This window comes from Shimia haliotis (assembly GCF_900114415.1).
Classification (GTDB): Bacteria; Pseudomonadota; Alphaproteobacteria; order Rhodobacterales; family Rhodobacteraceae; genus Shimia; species Shimia haliotis.
The window spans coordinates 1-17,212 of the sequence record NZ_FOSZ01000011.1; the positions used below are offsets into that span (position 1 = coordinate 1).

26 protein-coding genes are annotated in these 17,212 nt (G+C 55.1%); 25 read left to right on the forward strand and 1 reads right to left on the reverse strand.

Features of this window, described 5'->3' with window-relative positions; genetic code table 11:
- The 6 genes from BM069_RS18190 to BM069_RS18215 form a co-directional block, all read left to right on the forward strand.
- Nucleotides 1–441 (forward strand): EF-Tu C-terminal domain-related protein (locus tag BM069_RS18190; RefSeq protein ID WP_342028878.1); only part of this gene is annotated, 441 nt, incomplete at its 5' end.
- 276 nt (nucleotides 442–717) lie between these two features.
- Nucleotides 718–1,716: a hypothetical protein gene (locus BM069_RS18195; protein ID WP_212611565.1), complete on the forward strand. Its 999-nt coding sequence runs from the start codon at nucleotides 718–720 to the stop codon at nucleotides 1,714–1,716.
- Nucleotides 1,717–1,981: 265 nt separating this feature from the next.
- Nucleotides 1,982–2,290 carry a 30S ribosomal protein S10 gene (gene rpsJ / locus BM069_RS18200; RefSeq protein ID WP_054003514.1) on the forward strand — a complete coding sequence of 103 codons (309 nt, stop codon included), beginning with the start codon at nucleotides 1,982–1,984 and terminating at the stop codon, nucleotides 2,288–2,290.
- Nucleotides 2,291–2,302: 12 nt separating this feature from the next.
- Nucleotides 2,303–3,028, forward strand: a complete 726-nt coding sequence (rplC, locus tag BM069_RS18205) for a 50S ribosomal protein L3 (protein WP_093325837.1) — start codon at nucleotides 2,303–2,305, stop codon at nucleotides 3,026–3,028.
- On the forward strand, nucleotides 3,025–3,642 hold the full coding sequence (gene rplD, locus BM069_RS18210) for a 50S ribosomal protein L4 (protein ID WP_093325839.1): 618 nt from the start codon (nucleotides 3,025–3,027) through the stop codon (nucleotides 3,640–3,642). The genes rplC and rplD overlap by 4 nt, the downstream gene beginning before the upstream one ends.
- Complete coding sequence (locus BM069_RS18215) at nucleotides 3,639–3,935, forward strand: 50S ribosomal protein L23 (RefSeq protein WP_093325840.1); 297 nt, start codon at nucleotides 3,639–3,641, stop codon at nucleotides 3,933–3,935. Before rplD ends, BM069_RS18215 begins: the two co-directional genes overlap by 4 nt.
- Nucleotides 3,936–4,043: 108 nt before the next feature.
- On the opposite strand, the gene BM069_RS18220 is transcribed toward BM069_RS18215, so the two are convergent.
- Nucleotides 4,044–4,823 (reverse strand): HalD/BesD family halogenase, encoded by a 780-nt coding sequence (locus BM069_RS18220; RefSeq protein WP_093325842.1) that lies wholly within the window; start codon nucleotides 4,821–4,823, stop codon nucleotides 4,044–4,046.
- Nucleotides 4,824–4,860: 37 nt separating this feature from the next.
- Here BM069_RS18220 and rplW point away from each other — a divergent pair, with 37 nt between their 5' ends.
- From rplW to rplE, 19 genes are all read left to right on the forward strand, one after another.
- Entirely contained in the window at nucleotides 4,861–5,070 is a 210-nt protein-coding gene (gene rplW / locus BM069_RS18225) for a 50S ribosomal protein L23 (RefSeq protein WP_093325843.1), read from the forward strand.
- A gap of 120 nt (nucleotides 5,071–5,190) precedes the next feature.
- Nucleotides 5,191–6,192, forward strand: coding sequence for a hypothetical protein (locus tag BM069_RS18230; RefSeq protein ID WP_093325845.1), 1,002 nt, complete (start codon nucleotides 5,191–5,193; stop codon nucleotides 6,190–6,192).
- A gap of 4 nt (nucleotides 6,193–6,196) precedes the next feature.
- Entirely contained in the window at nucleotides 6,197–6,883 is a 687-nt protein-coding gene (locus BM069_RS18235; protein WP_093325846.1) for a class I SAM-dependent methyltransferase, read from the forward strand.
- A 263-nt stretch (nucleotides 6,884–7,146) separates the two neighbouring features.
- Nucleotides 7,147–7,989 (forward strand): 50S ribosomal protein L2, encoded by an 843-nt coding sequence (rplB, locus tag BM069_RS18240; protein ID WP_058238274.1) that lies wholly within the window; start codon nucleotides 7,147–7,149, stop codon nucleotides 7,987–7,989.
- Between the two features lie 3 nt (nucleotides 7,990–7,992).
- Nucleotides 7,993–8,271, forward strand: a complete 279-nt coding sequence (gene rpsS / locus BM069_RS18245; RefSeq protein WP_093325848.1) for a 30S ribosomal protein S19 — start codon at nucleotides 7,993–7,995, stop codon at nucleotides 8,269–8,271.
- Between the two features lie 3 nt (nucleotides 8,272–8,274).
- Nucleotides 8,275–8,655: a 50S ribosomal protein L22 gene (gene rplV, locus BM069_RS18250; RefSeq protein ID WP_093325849.1), complete on the forward strand. Its 381-nt coding sequence runs from the start codon at nucleotides 8,275–8,277 to the stop codon at nucleotides 8,653–8,655.
- Nucleotides 8,655–9,362 (forward strand): 30S ribosomal protein S3, encoded by a 708-nt coding sequence (gene rpsC / locus BM069_RS18255; protein WP_093325850.1) that lies wholly within the window; start codon nucleotides 8,655–8,657, stop codon nucleotides 9,360–9,362. The genes rplV and rpsC overlap by 1 nt, the downstream gene beginning before the upstream one ends.
- A gap of 13 nt (nucleotides 9,363–9,375) precedes the next feature.
- Complete coding sequence (gene rplP / locus BM069_RS18260) at nucleotides 9,376–9,789, forward strand: 50S ribosomal protein L16 (RefSeq protein WP_093325852.1); 414 nt, start codon at nucleotides 9,376–9,378, stop codon at nucleotides 9,787–9,789.
- Nucleotides 9,790–9,944: 155 nt separating this feature from the next.
- Entirely contained in the window at nucleotides 9,945–10,145 is a 201-nt protein-coding gene (locus BM069_RS19700) for a hypothetical protein (protein WP_139216246.1), read from the forward strand.
- Between the two features lie 158 nt (nucleotides 10,146–10,303).
- Complete coding sequence (locus BM069_RS18265) at nucleotides 10,304–10,924, forward strand: 2OG-Fe(II) oxygenase family protein (RefSeq protein ID WP_093325853.1); 621 nt, start codon at nucleotides 10,304–10,306, stop codon at nucleotides 10,922–10,924.
- 120 nt (nucleotides 10,925–11,044) lie between these two features.
- Nucleotides 11,045–12,625 (forward strand): BCCT family transporter, encoded by a 1,581-nt coding sequence (locus tag BM069_RS18270; RefSeq protein WP_093325855.1) that lies wholly within the window; start codon nucleotides 11,045–11,047, stop codon nucleotides 12,623–12,625.
- A 156-nt stretch (nucleotides 12,626–12,781) separates the two neighbouring features.
- Nucleotides 12,782–13,687 (forward strand): hypothetical protein, encoded by a 906-nt coding sequence (locus BM069_RS18275; RefSeq protein ID WP_093325856.1) that lies wholly within the window; start codon nucleotides 12,782–12,784, stop codon nucleotides 13,685–13,687.
- A gap of 198 nt (nucleotides 13,688–13,885) precedes the next feature.
- Complete coding sequence (locus tag BM069_RS18280) at nucleotides 13,886–14,131, forward strand: hypothetical protein (RefSeq protein ID WP_093325858.1); 246 nt, start codon at nucleotides 13,886–13,888, stop codon at nucleotides 14,129–14,131.
- 95 nt (nucleotides 14,132–14,226) lie between these two features.
- Entirely contained in the window at nucleotides 14,227–15,225 is a 999-nt protein-coding gene (locus BM069_RS18285; protein WP_093325859.1) for an AraC family transcriptional regulator, read from the forward strand.
- A 193-nt stretch (nucleotides 15,226–15,418) separates the two neighbouring features.
- A complete protein-coding gene (gene rpmC / locus BM069_RS18290; protein WP_093325860.1) occupies nucleotides 15,419–15,619 on the forward strand; it encodes a 50S ribosomal protein L29 in 201 nt (66 codons plus the stop codon).
- 14 nt (nucleotides 15,620–15,633) lie between these two features.
- Nucleotides 15,634–15,864 (forward strand): 30S ribosomal protein S17, encoded by a 231-nt coding sequence (gene rpsQ / locus BM069_RS18295; protein ID WP_058238287.1) that lies wholly within the window; start codon nucleotides 15,634–15,636, stop codon nucleotides 15,862–15,864.
- 102 nt (nucleotides 15,865–15,966) lie between these two features.
- Complete coding sequence (gene rplN / locus BM069_RS18300; RefSeq protein WP_093325862.1) at nucleotides 15,967–16,335, forward strand: 50S ribosomal protein L14; 369 nt, start codon at nucleotides 15,967–15,969, stop codon at nucleotides 16,333–16,335.
- A gap of 1 nt (nucleotide 16,336) precedes the next feature.
- Complete coding sequence (gene rplX, locus BM069_RS18305; protein WP_093325863.1) at nucleotides 16,337–16,648, forward strand: 50S ribosomal protein L24; 312 nt, start codon at nucleotides 16,337–16,339, stop codon at nucleotides 16,646–16,648.
- A complete protein-coding gene (rplE, locus tag BM069_RS18310) occupies nucleotides 16,641–17,201 on the forward strand; it encodes a 50S ribosomal protein L5 (RefSeq protein ID WP_093325865.1) in 561 nt (186 codons plus the stop codon). The genes rplX and rplE overlap by 8 nt, the downstream gene beginning before the upstream one ends.
- Nucleotides 17,202–17,212: the final 11 nt, after the last annotated feature.

Below are 17,212 nucleotides of genomic sequence, written 5' to 3' on the forward strand. Positions count from 1 at the left end.
AAAGACACCCAGACCACCACCTGTACCGGTGTTGAAATGTTCCGCAAGCTGCTGGATTCCGGCGAAGCTGGCGACAACATCGGCGCCCTGCTGCGTGGTATCGACCGTGAAGCGGTTGAGCGTGGTCAGGTTCTTTGCGCACCTGGTTCCGTGAACCCGCACACCAAGTTCGAAGCAGAAGCCTATATCCTGACCAAGGATGAAGGTGGCCGTCACACGCCGTTCTTCGCGAACTACCGTCCGCAGTTCTACTTCCGGACCACTGACGTGACCGGCACTGTTGAGCTGCCTGCGGGCACCGAGATGGTGATGCCTGGCGACAACCTGAAGTTCAACGTTGAGCTGATCGCACCGATCGCGATGGAGCAGGGCCTGCGCTTTGCTATCCGCGAAGGCGGCCGCACTGTTGGTTCCGGTGTTGTGTCCAAAATCGTTGAGTAAGGGTGGCTTTGCGTAAGCAAAACGCCCGTTAGGCGACCGGGGCTTTCAAGCCAGCTTGAAAGCGCCCGAAAGCCAAGACGGTTGAAATACGAAAGAGCCGCCCCAAGGGGCGGCTCTTTTGCTTTGGGCGGAGAGTTTGAGATCCTTACTCTGCGACTGAATTGTGCTAGGCTCCCCTGTACTCAAACGAGCAAGTCCTTGGTGTGACATTTGAAAAGCAGATTGTTGGAACCTCGACATTTGTCATGCGCTGCCATTGGCGCAATAGTTGGCCTGTTGGCGACACACGGTCCTGCGCAGGCCTGCGGGTTTCATGTCTACGCGCCAACCGAAACACTTGTGGAGCGCCTGATGGATGCGCCGAGCGTGGTTTTGGCCGGAGCTGACCGAGAATCTCCGTTTCGGTTCGCCATTGAGAGGACACTGGTGGGCGCAAATGAGAGGCAGACGCTGCCGGGACTCGTGGATAGCCGCACGCGGCGGGTGATGAAGGTCAATCCTGACGCGAAGGTTTTGTTTCTTAAGGATGGCGAAACTGACGATTGGGAGCGGTCTATACTGGTCGATGCCAGCAACCGCGCTGTTGTTGAGCAAGTGGTGCATCGCCTTGCTGAGTGGCAGCAGGGGCAGGACGAAGATATGTTCCGGCTGTTTTCTGCCTTGTTGCTGCACCGCGATGAAAGGGTTCATCAATGGGCGCTGCGTGAGTTGGATCGCGCCGAATACAGCACTTTGCAGGCTTTAATGCCGGTTGTTCCGACCGCCTTGTTGCTGAGGGATTTGAACCTGCCGACAGAACGCGGTCTTAAGCCGATCAGATTGCTTCTTCTAGGGCTGAATGGTGGCGCTGAGCATGCGGCATTGTTTGAGGCTGGTGTGGCGCGAAATCTGACCTCGATTGGTCCACTTGCCGGAGTGAACTCGGTGGCTTGGATGGAAGTCGCCGGTGTTGCGGCGGTGGAAGCCTTGGTGGACCGGTATCTTGTATCGGAGGCCGCCTTGCCTGTGGCGCAGGAATTGATTGTCGAAGCACTCGCGATTCAAGCACAAACCCCGACCGGTGAGCTGCGTGCTGCGATTGAGGGTGCTTTGACTGAGGCGGTGCAATCGCACCCCGAGATCGCGCCCATGGTGGCGCGTCAGTTCGGAGCGCGTCTGGACTGGTCAATGGGCGAGGCGCTGGCCAAGTTGAATGTTTCGGGCGTTTCTATCGAAGACATGGAAGCGGTTGAGCGCTATGTGACCTTTGGTGCAAAACGTGGTGTATTTGACTAAGGGGCTCCAAGCCTCGGCCACATTCAGCGATTGCGAGACCCTTTGGCGTCCGTCGGTCTTTGAACGTTATTAAGAGTGAGCCGCCAACGCGACGATATCCCAAACAGACATTAACCCCTTGCCACTCGCGTCAGCCCCCGATATATCGCGCGAGTTCTCATTGAGAATTTGAAGGCGGGGTGATTCCCGCCTTTTGGGTTCGATGAGGGTTTGCGGTGGTCGCAGGTCCTCCTCTCAACTCCCACGCCTACAAAAGGCTGACGTAATGCAAAGTCAAAATATTCGCATTCGGCTGAAGGCTTTTGATTACCGTGTCCTGGATGCCAGCACACAGGAAATCGTAGCAACCGCAAAGCGCACAGGCGCAACGGTTCGCGGCCCGATCCCGCTTCCGAACAAAATCGAGAAGTTCACCGTTCTGCGTGGTCCCCACGTTGACAAAAAATCCCGCGATCAGTTCGAGATCCGTACGCACAAGCGTCTGCTCGACATCGTTGATCCGACCCCGCAGACCGTGGACGCGCTGATGAAGCTCGACCTCGCGGCCGGCGTGGACGTTCAGATCTCGGTATAAGGAGAGTATCAGATGCGCTCCGGTATTATCGCGAAAAAAGTGGGCATGACCCGCTTGTTCATGGAAGACGGCAAGCAGATCCCTGTGACCGTTCTCCAACTCGACGGCCTGCAGGTTGTTGCACAGCGTACCATCGAGAAGGACGGCTACACCGCTGTTCAGCTCGGCGCTGGCTCCGCCAAGGCCAAACGCACCTCCAAAGCCATGCGTGGCCACTTCGCAAACGCGAAAGTGGAACCCAAGCGCAAGCTGGCCGAGTTCCGCGTGTCCGAAGATGGCTTGATTGAAGTGGGTGCGGAAATCTCCGCAGAGCACTTCCTTGAAGGTCAGAAAGTGGACGTTGCGGGCACCTCGATCGGTAAAGGTTTTGCCGGTGCCATGAAACGCCACAACTTCGGCGGCCTGCGCGCGACACACGGTGTCTCGATCAGCCACCGTTCGCACGGCTCGACTGGTCAGTGTCAGGATCCCGGTAAGGTTTTCAAAGGCAAGAAAATGGCCGGTCACATGGGTGCAGTCCGCGTGACCACGCAGAACCTGGAAGTCGTCAAAACCGACGCCGACCGTGGTCTGCTGTTCATCAAAGGCGCCGTACCTGGTCCGAAATCCGGTTGGGTTTCCGTCAAAGACGCCGTGAAGAAAAAAGCGCCTGAAGGTCTGCCTTTCCCGGCTGGTCTGAAAGTTGCTGCAACTGAAGCACCTGCGGAAGAAGTTGCCGCGGAAGGTGGTGAAGCATGAAACTTGACGTGATCAAACTTGACGGTTCCAAAGCCGGCTCTGTTGAACTGTCTGAAGACCTGTTCGGTCAGGAGCCCCGCGCGGACATCCTGCACCGTGTGGTTCGCTGGCAGCGTAACAATGCTCAGGCTGGTACTCACAAAGTGAAAACCCGTTCTGAAACTTCTTACTCGACCAAGAAGATCTATCGCCAAAAAGGCACCGGTGGCGCACGTCACGGTGACCGTAACGCGCCGATCTTCCGCGGTGGTGGCATCTACAAAGGTCCGGTTGTGCGTTCGCACGGTCACGACCTGCCGAAGAAGTTCCGCAAACTTGGCCTGAAGCATGCTCTGTCTGCGAAAGCCAAAGCGGGTGAACTGGTTGTCATCGAAGACGCTGCGACTGAGGGCAAGACTGCTGCTCTGGCCAAACAGGTGAAGAACCTGGGCTGGAAACGCGCTCTGGTCATCGACGGCGCATCGGTCAACGAAGACTTCCTGAAAGCATCGCGCAACATCGAAGGTCTGGACATCCTGCCGACGATGGGTGCGAACGTCTACGACATCCTCAAGCGTGACACTCTGGTGATCACCAAAGCGGGGATCGAAGCTCTGGAGGCTCGTTTGAAATGAGTGCGAAGGCAGAACATTACGACGTGATCCGCGCGCCGGTCATCACCGAGAAATCCACCATGGCGTCCGAAAACGGCGCAGTGGTTTTCGAAGTGGCGATCGACAGCAACAAACCGATGATCAAAGAAGCTGTTGAAGCGCTCTTTGGTGTAAAGGTCAAAGCGGTCAACACCACCATCACCAAGGGTAAAGTCAAACGTTTCCGCGGCCAGCTTGGCAAGCGTAAAGACGTGAAAAAGGCTTACGTGACCTTGGAAGAAGGCAACACAATCGACGTGTCCACCGGTCTGTAATAGACGGTCTTCTTTGAGAAATTGAAAAGCCCCCTGCCAGAGATGGCGGGGGGCTTTTTGTTTGCGGCACGTTCTTGCGGAGTGATTGGAGGCTCCGCCCTTTAGGTGTCAGCTTACGCGGCCATAAAATGTCAGTCTGGCTTCTTCGGACAGGGATACTCCGGGCTCTGAGTTGTATGCCAGAACCGCGAGCATTCTGGTGCGTTCTCCTTCGTTGGGAGCGACCCGATGCATCGAATTGCGGCCACGGAAGAAGACCAACGTTCCGGCCTCTGCGATCAGTTCCTTGACCGGTGTGGTGCCGTCCAGAATGTCGCCGACGGCGTCAAAGTTCATGTCACCCGCGTCAGCATCCCGAACGTTTTCCACATATTCGAACTGCCCGCCTTTTTCGGGCGCTTGTACCATGAGTGTGATCGCAAAAGACGAGTTGTCGAAATGCCAGCCCAGCTCTTGGCCTGTGCGCGCGAAATGCAAATTGATCGACGAAAGCGGGTCGGCGTATTGATAGACCGCCTCTTCGCCCAGCACCTCACAGAGAAAGCTTCGGAAGTCCTCGGAGTTATAGAGTGACCGGAGGGCGGAGTCCTGCGGGATCAAATCGTCGGTGATGCAGCCCTTGGAGGAGACAACCAGCCGATTGCGGGGATGGTCCTTTGCGTAGGCCGGATCAGGTGCGCTTAGATATACGGTGTGTTCCTCGGTTTTGGCGTAGACCTTGTCCTGATTTACGTCGCCCTCTTTGCGAATGGTGTCGATTGCCATCGGAGTCACAAAGCCGGGCATGGATAGCACGCCGGTTTGGTCGAAGGTGTCTTTGCAAGATTGGCGGAACGCTTGGTCCGCGAGCGGGTAAGTCTTGAGGTCGACAATAGCATCAAGGTTCATAGAGGTCTCCGGCAAGGTCGCAGTGTCGGTTTCGCAGATGTTAGCGGAAATCCCGCGGTCGAGCATACCCAAAAGCGGCAGGGCGATGTGGGCGAGTTTTGGTGTTGAGTACAAAGCGGTCAACACCACGAACACCAAAGGGAAAGTCACACGTTTCCGCGGCCAGCTTGGCAAGCGCAAAGACGTGAAAAAGTCTTATGGGACCAAGGAAGAAGGCAATACGATCGACGTGTCCACCGGTCTGTAATTGATGGTCTTATTTGAGAAAAAGAAAAGCCCCTACATGAGATGGCAGGGGGCTATTTTAGTGCTTATCTTAAGGGGTGTGTAGTGGTAAATTACAACCAATTGTTGATCGGAGTTTACCATGAGACCCAATATTCTTACTATCGCCATTTTGCCTGCGGCTGTAGCAATCGTCTCTATATGTATCGCCGACCTATTGCTAAGGCAGGACTTTATCCAAAGTTTCAAAATTGACGGATCTTTCGCAACGTTGACTGAAAACGGAGGGGGCAATGAGGAGACTTCTCACACCGGCTCTCAGACAACGTCGCCGAGTGTGCATACAAGCTCAGGAATTGTTGAGTTGTTAAGGGTGCTTATTTGGCCTTTGACTTTGATCTTGGGCCTGATTTTCGTGGCATACAACCGTCGCCTCGGTCGAGTCCTCGGATTGGGAACTCAACTGATCAGGAAAATCAGTGCAGGTGGAGTCGAGATTGAAATCAATTCGGAAACGCTACAACTTGTTCAGCGCGAACTAAGGGGTACTTTCCAAGAACTCGTTGATGGTTCGGCCGAAGAATATGAACGACTATCTTTAATTCAAGATATTGGAGAGCACCTTAAGAACGTGGTGATTGAAAATGGTTTGAAAGATACCCAGGATATGCGTGCAACCGTTCATGTAAACGATGTGATCTTTCCCGAGTATCTATATCAGCTAGTTGACTATTACCCTAAGGGAGGAGGGGCTCATCGTAGAAATTCGCAACGGTTCGGCATTATCGGGCGTACTTGGCGTACCGGAAAGTCCCACGGTACTGGGAATGCCCTTTTCGGCTACGTTTCTGTTGATGCATTGGTTGAGAATTGGGGGATGACCGAGGAGGAGGCTAGAGGACAACTCAGTGGGCGGCCTTCAAGCTTAAGCATAGTCGTCAAACATGAGGGAATCCCGGTCGGGATCGTTTTTGTTGACTCAACTGCCCAGGACGCTTTTGGTAATGATATCGAGGCGACGGAGAAATCGAAGAAAATTGAGGAATCAACTTCGGTTAAAGGGCTGGCCAAAGCGTTAGCGGCGGTTCTAGCGCCGCTCAGAACAGCCGCGCCGAGTTTGAGTATTCTCGGTAAGAAAGGTTAGCGCAATGAACGCCTATGAGGCCGTGGCAAAAGAATACTATGATCCTGGACTACATCCGACCTGTGCGGCTTTGAGGGATTTAAGTCTGCAAGCAGTCAATGCTTGCGTTTTAAAGCTTCCTACACAGGGTGTGTTAGTTGAAATTGGGGCCGGAGATTCCATTTTAGCTCCGATCGCCCTGAAAGGAGAAGCCCTGCATCGCGTAGTTTTGTTAGATGGATCAGAAACTATGCTGACTTATTCGCAAAAATGGGGGCAAATGGGAGCAAAGTTGCAACGCTCAGACGCAAGCGAAACCTCTCTCCAATCCTCTTCTGCCGCTCTTGTGATTGCCTCTTTGGGAGACCCATACAACACCCCTTCTTTTTGGGACGAAATGCGACGGGTGTTGCGGCCTGACGGTCGGCTAGTTTTTACTTCACCTGCGCATGAGTGGAGCTCTAGATTTCGCTTGGGAGGAAAGGACGACGTTGCCGAGTTCGTAACCTCGAACGGCAAAAAATTTGAAATGCCATCGTTTGTATACCCTTATAAAGAGCAGCTTGAACTTATTGGTAGGTCCGGATTGAGTTGTCGAGAGTATTTCGCTCTAACAGTCTCATCGCTGAGTGGCAGAACACCTCCCAAATTGTCGCTACTTTCAAACGATACGCCGGCTGTAGCTTGCTATGACTTGGTACTTCGCGAATAGCAACATGCAGCTGTCCAGCTGAATCATTTCCCAGCCCAACAAAAACAGCCCTTCCACTTGCCACCACCCCGCAACCCCGCTATATCGCGCAAGTCGTGTGGCCTCAGATTCGTTCTGGGGCTGCATGCCTTTTTGAGCTGGGCACCTACGGGGGCCTAAAAACTTGGCACCTTAGTAGTTGGATTTGGTAGCAAAACCAGCGAGCAGGGGCCTTCATCTACGCAGAGAGCACGCTCTTTGCATGCACACGGAAGACAGAAAGCATGGCACTTAAGTCGTATAAGCCGACGACGCCGGGCCAACGTGGGTTGGTGCTGATCGACCGTTCGGAACTTTGGAAAGGACGCCCTGTCAAAGCCCTCACTGAGGGTCTGACGAAGTCGGGCGGCCGGAACAACACCGGACGGATCACATCGCGTCGCCGCGGTGGTGGGGCAAAACGCCTCTACCGGATCGTTGATTTCAAACGCAACAAATTTGATGTCGCAGCAACCGTTGAACGGATCGAATACGACCCGAACCGGACTGCGTTCATCGCACTCGTGAAATATGAAGATGGCGAGCAGGCCTACATCCTTGCTCCTCAGCGTCTGGCAGTAGGTGATCAGGTGATCGCGTCTGCAAAGGCCGACATCAAGCCGGGCAATGCAATGCCGTTCTCGGGCATGCCGATCGGTACCATCATTCACAACATCGAACTGAAACCGGGCAAAGGCGGCCAGATCGCCCGTGCAGCTGGTACTTACGCTCAGTTCGTTGGTCGTGACGGTGGCTACGCTCAGATCCGCCTGTCCTCGGGCGAACTGCGCCTCGTGCGTCAGGAATGCATGGCCACCGTTGGTGCCGTGTCCAACCCTGACAACTCCAACCAGAACTTCGGTAAAGCCGGTCGTATGCGCCACAAAGGCAAGCGTCCGTCGGTCCGTGGTGTTGTTATGAACCCGATCGATCACCCGCACGGTGGTGGTGAAGGTCGTACATCTGGTGGTCGTCACCCTGTGACACCCTGGGGTAAGCCGACCAAAGGTGCACGCACCCGCAACAAAAACAAAGCGTCGCAAAAGCTTATTATCCGCTCGCGTCACGCCAAGAAGAAGGGACGTTAATCTATGTCTCGCTCTGTATGGAAAGGCCCCTTTGTTGACGCCTATGTCTTGAAAAAGGCAGAAGCTGTTCGCGAATCCGGCCGCAACGAAGTGATCAAAATCTGGTCCCGTCGTTCCACCATTCTGCCCCAGTTCGTGGGTCTGACTTTTGGTGTGTACAACGGCCAGAAGCACATCCCTGTCAACGTCACTGAAGACATGATCGGTCAGAAGTTTGGTGAGTATTCGCCATCCCGGACCTATTACGGTCACGCAGCTGACAAAAAAGCGAAACGGAAGTAAGTCATGGGCAAGGCAAAGAACCCCCGCCGCGTGGCTGAAAACGAAGCAATGGCGAAAACGCGCATGCTTCGCACCAGCCCGCAGAAACTGAACCTCGTAGCCGGCATGATCCGCGGCAAGAAAGTTGAGAAGGCTCTGACCGACCTGACTTTCTCCAACAAGCGTATCGCAGCAGACGTGAAGAAATGCCTTCAGTCCGCAATCGCCAACGCCGAGAACAACCACAACCTGGACGTTGACGAGCTGATCGTTGCGGAAGCGTATGTTGGTAAGAACCTGACCATGAAACGCGGTCGCCCGCGGGCCCGTGGTCGTTTCGGCAAGATCATCAAGCCGTTTTCGGAACTGACGATCAAGGTGCGTCAAGTTGAGGAGCAAGCCTAATGGGTAACAAAGTCAATCCGATTGGCATGCGCCTTCAGGTGAACCGCACCTGGGACAGCCGCTGGTATGCTGACACCAAGGACTACGGCGATCTTCTGCTGGAAGATCTCAAAATCCGTGAGTTCATCAAAACCGAGTGCAAGCAAGCCGGTATCGCACGCGTGATCATCGAGCGCCCCCACAAGAAATGCCGTGTGACTGTTCACACTGCACGTCCGGGCGTGATCATCGGTAAAAAAGGCGCGGACATCGAGACACTTCGCAAGAAGATCGCTTCGATGACCGACTCCGAGCTGCACCTCAACATCGTTGAAGTGCGTAAGCCGGAACTCGACGCAACGCTGGTTGGCGAGTCCATCGCTCAGCAGCTGGAGCGCCGTGTGTCTTTCCGTCGCGCGATGAAGCGTGCCGTTCAGAACGCAATGCGCATGGGCGCCCTGGGTATCCGGGTGAACGTCGCTGGTCGTCTGGGTGGTGCCGAGATCGCACGTACCGAATGGTATCGCGAAGGTCGCGTTCCGTTGCACACTCTGCGCGCGGACATCGATTACGCACACGTGGAAGCCACGACCGCTTACGGGATCATTGGTATCAAAACCTGGATCTTCAAAGGCGAGATCATGGAACATGATCCGCAGGCGCGTGATCGTCGTGCGCAAGAAGCCCAGGACGGCCCGGCACCTCGCGGTGCAGGCGGTCGTCGCTAAGGGAGACTGAACAATGCTTCAACCAAAGCGTACAAAATTCCGCAAACAGCACAAAGGCCGTATCAAAGGTCTGGCTAAAGGCGGTTCGGACCTGAACTTCGGTTCCTACGGTCTGAAGGCGACCACACCTGAGCGTGTGACTGCCCGTCAAATCGAAGCGGCGCGTCGTGCAATGACCCGTCACATGAAACGTCAGGGTCGTGTATGGATCCGTATCTTCCCCGACGTGCCTGTGACCGCGAAGCCGATCGAAGTTCGTATGGGTAAAGGTAAGGGTTCCGTGGACCGTTGGGTCTGCAAAGTGAAGCCTGGCCGCGTCATGTTCGAAATCGACGGTGTGTCCGACGACGTCGCACGTGAGGCCCTGCGTCTCGCAGCCATGAAACTGCCGGTGAAAACCCGCGTTGTGGTGCGTGAAGACTGGTAAGTCTTTGTCAGGTTCGCCTGTCTGAAAATTGAAAACCCCGTCGTGAACACGGCGGGGTTTTTCTTTTGGGGAACGGCGCCTTGAGGGTGTGAATTGTCGTTTTGCGATGCAAAGCACTTGTGTTACGCTGCGTCAGTCGAGCGGAGGCGCCTAACATGGCTGCGGTAGAATTAAAGGTATCGGAGATCATCCGAGACTTTCCAGATTGTCCTCAACGGGAAATGGCGCTGCGGGCGTTGCGTAAGGGACATTCCGATTTAGCGCAAGAATGGTTGGCGGCGTTGGCTCAAATGATCGACGAAGGTCGCGCATCAAACGTGCATCATAGTCTTGTGGACAGCAAGCGGCGCGCCTGACGATGTCGGGACGCGATGATAGTCTGTTTGACTAATTTGGCGCTGCGCTATCTGGTGCGGAACTTCGCGGCTTCTTCTATGCGCATTTGGTCGTACCTCAAAACAAGTCTGCTTGTGTTCTATCTCGCTTATTTCAAGGTGCTGCGATAGGAGAAGGCATGAGCCAGATCGAATCTCTCTTTGTGACCCGCCTGTATCGCGCCCGCCTTTCCGAATTCGGCCCCAAGGTCGATGCTCAGGAGTTGGAGGCGTCTTGTTATTCCATCGCTGAAGATGATGAAGCCGGACAGGCGTGGTGCGAAGAAAAGGGGTATCCGGGCTATACCTCCTATGCGTCGTTGACCGACCTTCCGTGGCGGTTTCCGGTTTTTGCCGATATTGTCGAAGCGCTGGACAAGCATGTGGCAGCTTTTGTCGAGGACCTAGAGTTCGATCTCGACGGACGCAGTCTTGTTCTGGAAGACCTTTGGATCAACATCCTGCCGGAGGGGGGGATGCATTCGTCTCATTTGCATCCGCATTCGGTGATCAGCGGGACCACATATGTGGCAATGCCTGATGGGGCGAGTGCCTTGAAGATCGAAGACCCACGATCCGGTCGCATGATGGCGGCACCTGTGCGGCGCAAAGGTGCGCGCCGTGAGTTGGAGCCTTTTATTTATGTTAAACCCGATGTCGGGGACGTGCTCTTGTGGGAAAGCTGGCTTCGGCACGAAGTCCCGATGAACATGTCCGAAGATGAGCGTATTAGCGTGAGCTTCAACTACAAATGGGAATAAAGTTTCCCTTTGGTCAGCTTTCCGCCGTGAAAACTAGATAAAAGGTCGCGCATGTTCTTCCGGCGCCATAGGCTTCACCGATAGGGGTTGGGGAAATCCCGATACCTTTAGGAGGTCCAGATGGCGGAAGAAGACACTGACTATGAAGTTGGTCAGGACAATGTTCAGGTTTTCGGACTCGACATTCACAACCCGGTTTTTGCGATCTCCGGGCTTACCATCGTAGCATTCGTGTTCTTCTCGCTGGTGTTCCAGGAACAGGCTGGCGCGTTTTTTGGTTGGTTGCGGCCAGCGTTGACCAGCAACTTTGACTGGGTGTTCATGATTGCCTGCAACTTTTTCGTGGTGTTTGCCCTGTTCCTTGTGGTGTCGCCATTGGGCAAAATCCGGCTGGGCGGCGATGACGCCAAGCCCGACTATAGCTATGTCGCGTGGATTTCGATGTTGTTTGCTGCGGGCATGGGCATCGGATTGGTGTTTTGGGGCGTGGCCGAGCCGATCTCGCACTATGGTGCGTCCGTTGGGGGCGTGGTGATCGGCGATGACGGTTTGCGGACAGATTGGGCTCCGCTTGGTGCCGCGGCAGGCAACGTTGAAGCGGCGCATGATTTGGCACTGGCTGCGACGATATTCCATTGGGGTCTGCACCCATGGGCGATTTATGCGATCGTGGCGTTGGCACTGGCCTTTTTTAGCTTTAATCGCGGGCTGCCGTTGACGATGAGATCGGTGTTTTATCCGCTTTTTGGGGAAGCGACATGGGGGCCCATCGGGCATATCATCGACATCCTTGCCGTGTTCGCAACGATCTTTGGTTTGGCAACCTCCCTTGGGCTGGGAGCCAGTCAGGCTCTTGCCGGTTTGAACTATTTGTTCGGGGTGCCGATCAGCGACGGAATGAGCGTGCTTTTGATCGTGCTGATTACGGCCTTTGCCCTGGTATCGGTGATTGCCGGTCTTGAGAAAGGCGTCAAGCGTCTGTCGGAAGCCAACATGATCCTTGCGGCGACGTTGTTGGTGCTTGTTTTGCTTGTTGGCCCAACGGTGGCCATTGTGACCGGCTTCTTTTCGGGGATGGCGAACTATGTCACCCATTTGCCGGCTCTGTCGAATTGGGTTGGTCGGGAAGACACGAATTTCATGCAGGGCTGGACGACATTCTATTGGGCTTGGTGGGTCAGTTGGTCACCGTTTGTTGGGATGTTCATCGCACGCATCTCTCGCGGACGTACAATTCGCGAATTTATCATCTGCGTCTTGCTGATCCCGACCCTTGTTGGCGCGCTATGGATGAGCGTTTTTGGCGGGGCCGCACTTGAGCAGGTTATCGGTGGCGCCGGTCAAGCAATGAGTGAGGCAGCCCTTGAGCTTAAGATGTTCAAAATGTTCGAAGCCTTTCCTTTGACGGGTGTATTGTCTTTCATCGGCATTGTTCTGGTGGTGGTCTTCTTTGTCACCAGTTCGGATTCAGGCTCGTTGGTCATCGACACGATTACGGCCGGAGGCAAGACAGACGCACCAACCGCCCAGCGGGTGTTCTGGTGCATTCTAGAGGGCGCGATTGCGATTGTTTTGCTGTTGGGCGGCGGCTTGGGTGCGCTTCAGGCGGCATCGATTGCGACAGGGTTCCCGTTTGCGATCGTGCTAATGCTGATGTGTGTTTCGGTCACGATTGGCTTGATCAGAGAGCGTCGCAGCTAAAACACTGGCACCCCCGAGGCAAAGAGCCTACGGGGGTGCTGTCGTTAACCATGTTTTGGATTTCAGCTTGAGCGCGCGGCCTGCGCAGTTCAGGACAATTTTAGTCAAAGGCTAGAGGCCATTGGCTATGGGGACAATGAAATCAACGGAACTAATATGAAGACGACACTTTGGGCGGTGGGGTTTCTGCTGTCGTTTGGCGTGACACAGACAACCACAGCTGAAACCCGGATGTTCGGGGAACTCGGGCTTGAATTTGGGGGCTACAACGCAGGTGGAAACGGGGTGAACACCACGGGGTTTCCATTTGATGAGCCAGGCAGCTTGAATGCTCTGAATGCCTTTGGCGACATCGGTGCGGTCTATAACGGAGGATTTGCGTGGCGTTTTTCGGCGCAAACGGCGCGCACAGATACACCCTTGTTCAATGGCTTTGGCGTGCCGACCAATGAGGGCCCCAAGGCAGCATCGCAAGCGGTGATCACACTTGGTCAACTGCAGTCTCGCCACTTTGTCGGAGGCTTCGCCGGGCTAGGGTCCGTGGGATTTGTTGGTGACGACAGCGACCAGAATGCCACTTATCGGTTGCTGGGAATTGGCGGAGCCTATCAGGCAGGCGCATGGAGCCATGGAGCAAGTCTAAGCTTCATGGACGTGATTGAAACGGCTGATCCGGAAACGCTGAGCGACGCGGGGGTTCTCAAGCTTCAAAGTGAATACGCCTTGGATGCTGACACCCAAGTCGGGGTATTTGCCGCGTATTTTCGCGGCGAGATGGATTGGGATGGCGCGACCGCAGATCCGGTCGATGGCGGCGGGTTCGGCGTCTATGTGCGCCATAGGGTAGGGCAGGTAGGGGGTCGCCCGCTGATGCTAAATGCCGGTGTGTCACGGACGCTTTTGAACGAAATGCCCCCGTCTGCGGATCACAGCCTTTGGGTGACAAGGTTGCATGTCGGGATAAGCGTCGTTTTCGGCAAAGGAGGTGTGCCGGCCTTGATGCGGGTTGGCGGTGCGCCAGACATGACCACAACACAGATGTTCAATCCGATGCTGGATTGATCTTCGCTCCGGCGAAATGAAGATGAAAACGCCGTTCCATGGGGAGCGGCGTTTGCTTTTTGGCTAGTCTCCAAAGAGAAACCGCAACTCGTCCCAAATTCCAATGTGTTCGTCCCAAATTCCCACGTCACACGGCGGTGAGCACCCCATTTTTATTTCATCAAGCAACACCAAACAGTCACACGAAAGGACTTAAAAATGCTCACCAAAATCGCTTCCGCCGCCGTTGTTCTCGCCCTCTCCGCGCCGCTGGCATTTGCCTATTCGGCTGCCAGCACCACTGGCCCTGCGGATGCGGTGGTGAGTGAAAGCTATCAGGTGGCAGACACCGTTGGCATGGACCGCCGTCAGGACCGTCGCGACGACCGCCAGGATTGCCGTCAGACCGAAGGCGCAGCGGGCGCTGACAAACGCAACTGCAAACAGAATAGCCGCAACGGATAACTCCGGGGCGCACAAGTGAGGGAGGCTGGAGCCTCGCCTGTATAGCAGGCGGGGCTTTGGCTTTGTTTTGGCGGCAACCTCGGTATGCTGACACCATGAAAGAGATAAAAAGTGTTCGGTTCGGTCATGTGAGCAAATGTGTGCGGCGTCAGCTGGGGGCGCAGACAGAAGATCGTTTGCTTGCGCGGGTCGGGCGAAATCCGAAGATGAGAACAGCGGCCACTATAAACCAGGAGGCGGCTCTGGTGCGTGAAGCGTGTTTGACTGCTTCGGACCCAACTTTGGGCGCCCAATTTGGCATGGCCTATTCGGACGCGCCTTCACTTTCTGCATATATCGGGTCCAATTCCGCGACGCTGCGGGAGGCGATCCTGAGTGCGGGACGTTTTTTTCGGCTCTCGGATCCGACGACGATTTTTGACCTTTTGTCCACTGAGGACGGCGCGACCTTGTCGGTGGGAAGTACCCTTGCCGGATTGCGGTCCAATGACAGGTATCAAGAGTTTCTGGTGTTTGGCACGTTGGCGCGGATTCAAAGCATTTCGCAACGCACCACCCGTCCGCAGAAGGTTGTGTTCCAGCACCGTCTTTTGGGAGAGTTGCGCGACTTTGAGCGGATCGCAGGTGGTCCTGTGAGATTTGGAGGCAGCTTCACCGGTCTGAAGTTCTCATTGATGACGCTGGATACACGTTTGGCGCGGTTCGATCCCGATCTGCTTGCCCATTTGACGGACTTGGCAGAGGCACAATTGACACATCATGGTGCGCAGGACCGCACGACACGCGACAGGGTGGAGCGGATGCTTCTTGACGCGTTGCCCGGGCGGTTTCTGACCGCTGATGAGGTTTCTTCCAATATGGGCACCACGCGCCGTACGCTGACGCGCCGACTGAGCGCAGAAGGCGTCACCTTTCGGTCGTTGTGCAACGACTTGCGGTTCAGGTTGGCAAAGGCCTATTTGCAGGAGGGCCGAACGGTTACGGAAACGGCCTTTCTTCTTGGCTATGGAGAGCAAGCAACGTTTTCCAGCGCATTCCGCGGCTGGAGTGGTGTCAGCCCGACCGAGTTTGCAGCAACGGCTGAGGCCACATAAGGCGAGGCGCCCTTTGTTTTATTCGCGTTTGGATGCCAACGGCCCTTGCCATCCCCGCGACTCCCCCGTATAGAGCGCCATCTCGCGGATTCCGTTGTTACGGGATTCGTGTTTTTATCATTTGTCCATCAGGTCAAAAGGTAACCTCGCACATATCTCGGGGGCCTTCTGATGTATGAGAAAGGAAGAGGCGATGAACGCCAACGAACTGCGTGAAAAAACGCCGGATCAGCTTCGTGAAGAGCTGGCCAACCTCAAGAAAGAATCGTTCAACCTGCGTTTCCAGCAAGCCACTGGCCAACTGGAAAACCCGGCTCAGATCCGTGCAGCGCGTCGCAACGCTGCTCGCGTGAAGACCATCCTGAACGAAAAAGCCAAGTCGGCAGCAGAGTAATAGGAGCTAGATAGATGCCCAAACGTATCCTGACAGGCACCGTTACTTCGGACGCCAACGCCCAGACCGTAACCGTGTCCGTGGAACGCCGTTTCACACACCCCGTTCTGAAGAAAACCATTCGTAAGTCCAAAAAGTACCGGGCTCACGATGAGAACAACGCCTACAAAGTAGGTGACTCTGTTCGCATTATCGAATGCGCTCCGCGTTCGAAAACCAAACGCTGGGAAGTTCTGGAAGCCTAAGAGTCTCTGTAAAGAGACTCCTGGCGACTGAAACTTTTTAGTTTAGTCGAAACCCTGGGGACCACAGCACGCATCGCTGCCCCATAGGTCGGGAGAAACCACATGATCCAGATGCAAACAAACCTGGATGTTGCTGACAACTCCGGCGCTCGCCGAGTTCAGTGCATCAAGGTTCTGGGTGGCTCCAAGCGTAAGTACGCATCCGTAGGCGACGTTATTGTTGTCTCGGTTAAGGAAGCCATTCCTCGTGGTCGCGTTAAAAAAGGTGACGTCCGTAAGGCCGTCGTCGTTCGCACCGCTAAAGAAGTCCGTCGTGAAGATGGCACCGCGATCCGTTTCGATCGCAATGCAGCTGTTATTCTGAACAACAGCAACGAGCCCGTAGGTACACGTATCTTCGGCCCGGTTGTTCGTGAGCTGCGCGCCAAGAACTTCATGAAGATCATCTCGCTCGCGCCGGAGGTGCTGTAAGATGGCTGCTAAGCTGAAAAAAGGCGACAAGGTCGTCGTATTGGCCGGTAAGGACAAAGGCAAAGAGGGCACTATCTCCTCTGTTGACCCCAAAGCCGGTAAAGCTGTTGTGGATGGCGTGAACATCGCAATCCGCCACACCAAACAAAGCCAAACCGCACAGGGCGGTCGCATCCCTCAGGCGATGCCGATCCAACTGTCGAACCTGGCTCTGCTGGACGCAAACGGTAAAGCAACCCGCGTCGGCTTCCGTATGGAAGGCGACAAGAAAGTACGCTTTGCAAAAACCACGGGGGACGTGATTGATGCTTGATAATGCAGACTACACCCCGCGTCTGAAGTCGCTCTACAAGGATTCCATCCGGGCCGCTCTCAAAGAAGAGTTCGGCTATGAGAACGACATGCAGATCCCGAAGCTGGAAAAGATCGTGCTGAACATCGGCTGTGGCCGTGCAGCCGTGAAAGACAGCAAGAAAGCCAAGTCAGCACAGGCTGATCTGACCGCAATCGCGGGCCAGAAAGCTCTGACCACCGTGGCGAAGAACTCCATTGCCGGCTTCCGCGTTCGCGAAGGCATGCCGATGGGTGCCAAGGTGACCCTGCGTGGCGACCGTATGTACGAATTCCTCGATCGTCTGATCACCGTTGCGATGCCCCGCATCCGCGACTTCCGTGGTGTGAAGCCGAGCTTTGACGGCCGTGGCAACTTTGCCACCGGTTTGAAAGAGCACATCGTGTTCCCGGAAATCGACTTTGATAAAGTCGACGAAAACTGGGGCATGGATATCGTCATCGCCACCGATGCTGAAACCGATGCCGAAGCGAAGAGCCTGTTGAAGCATTTCAACATGCCGTTCACCTCGTAAGGCGGGAAGGA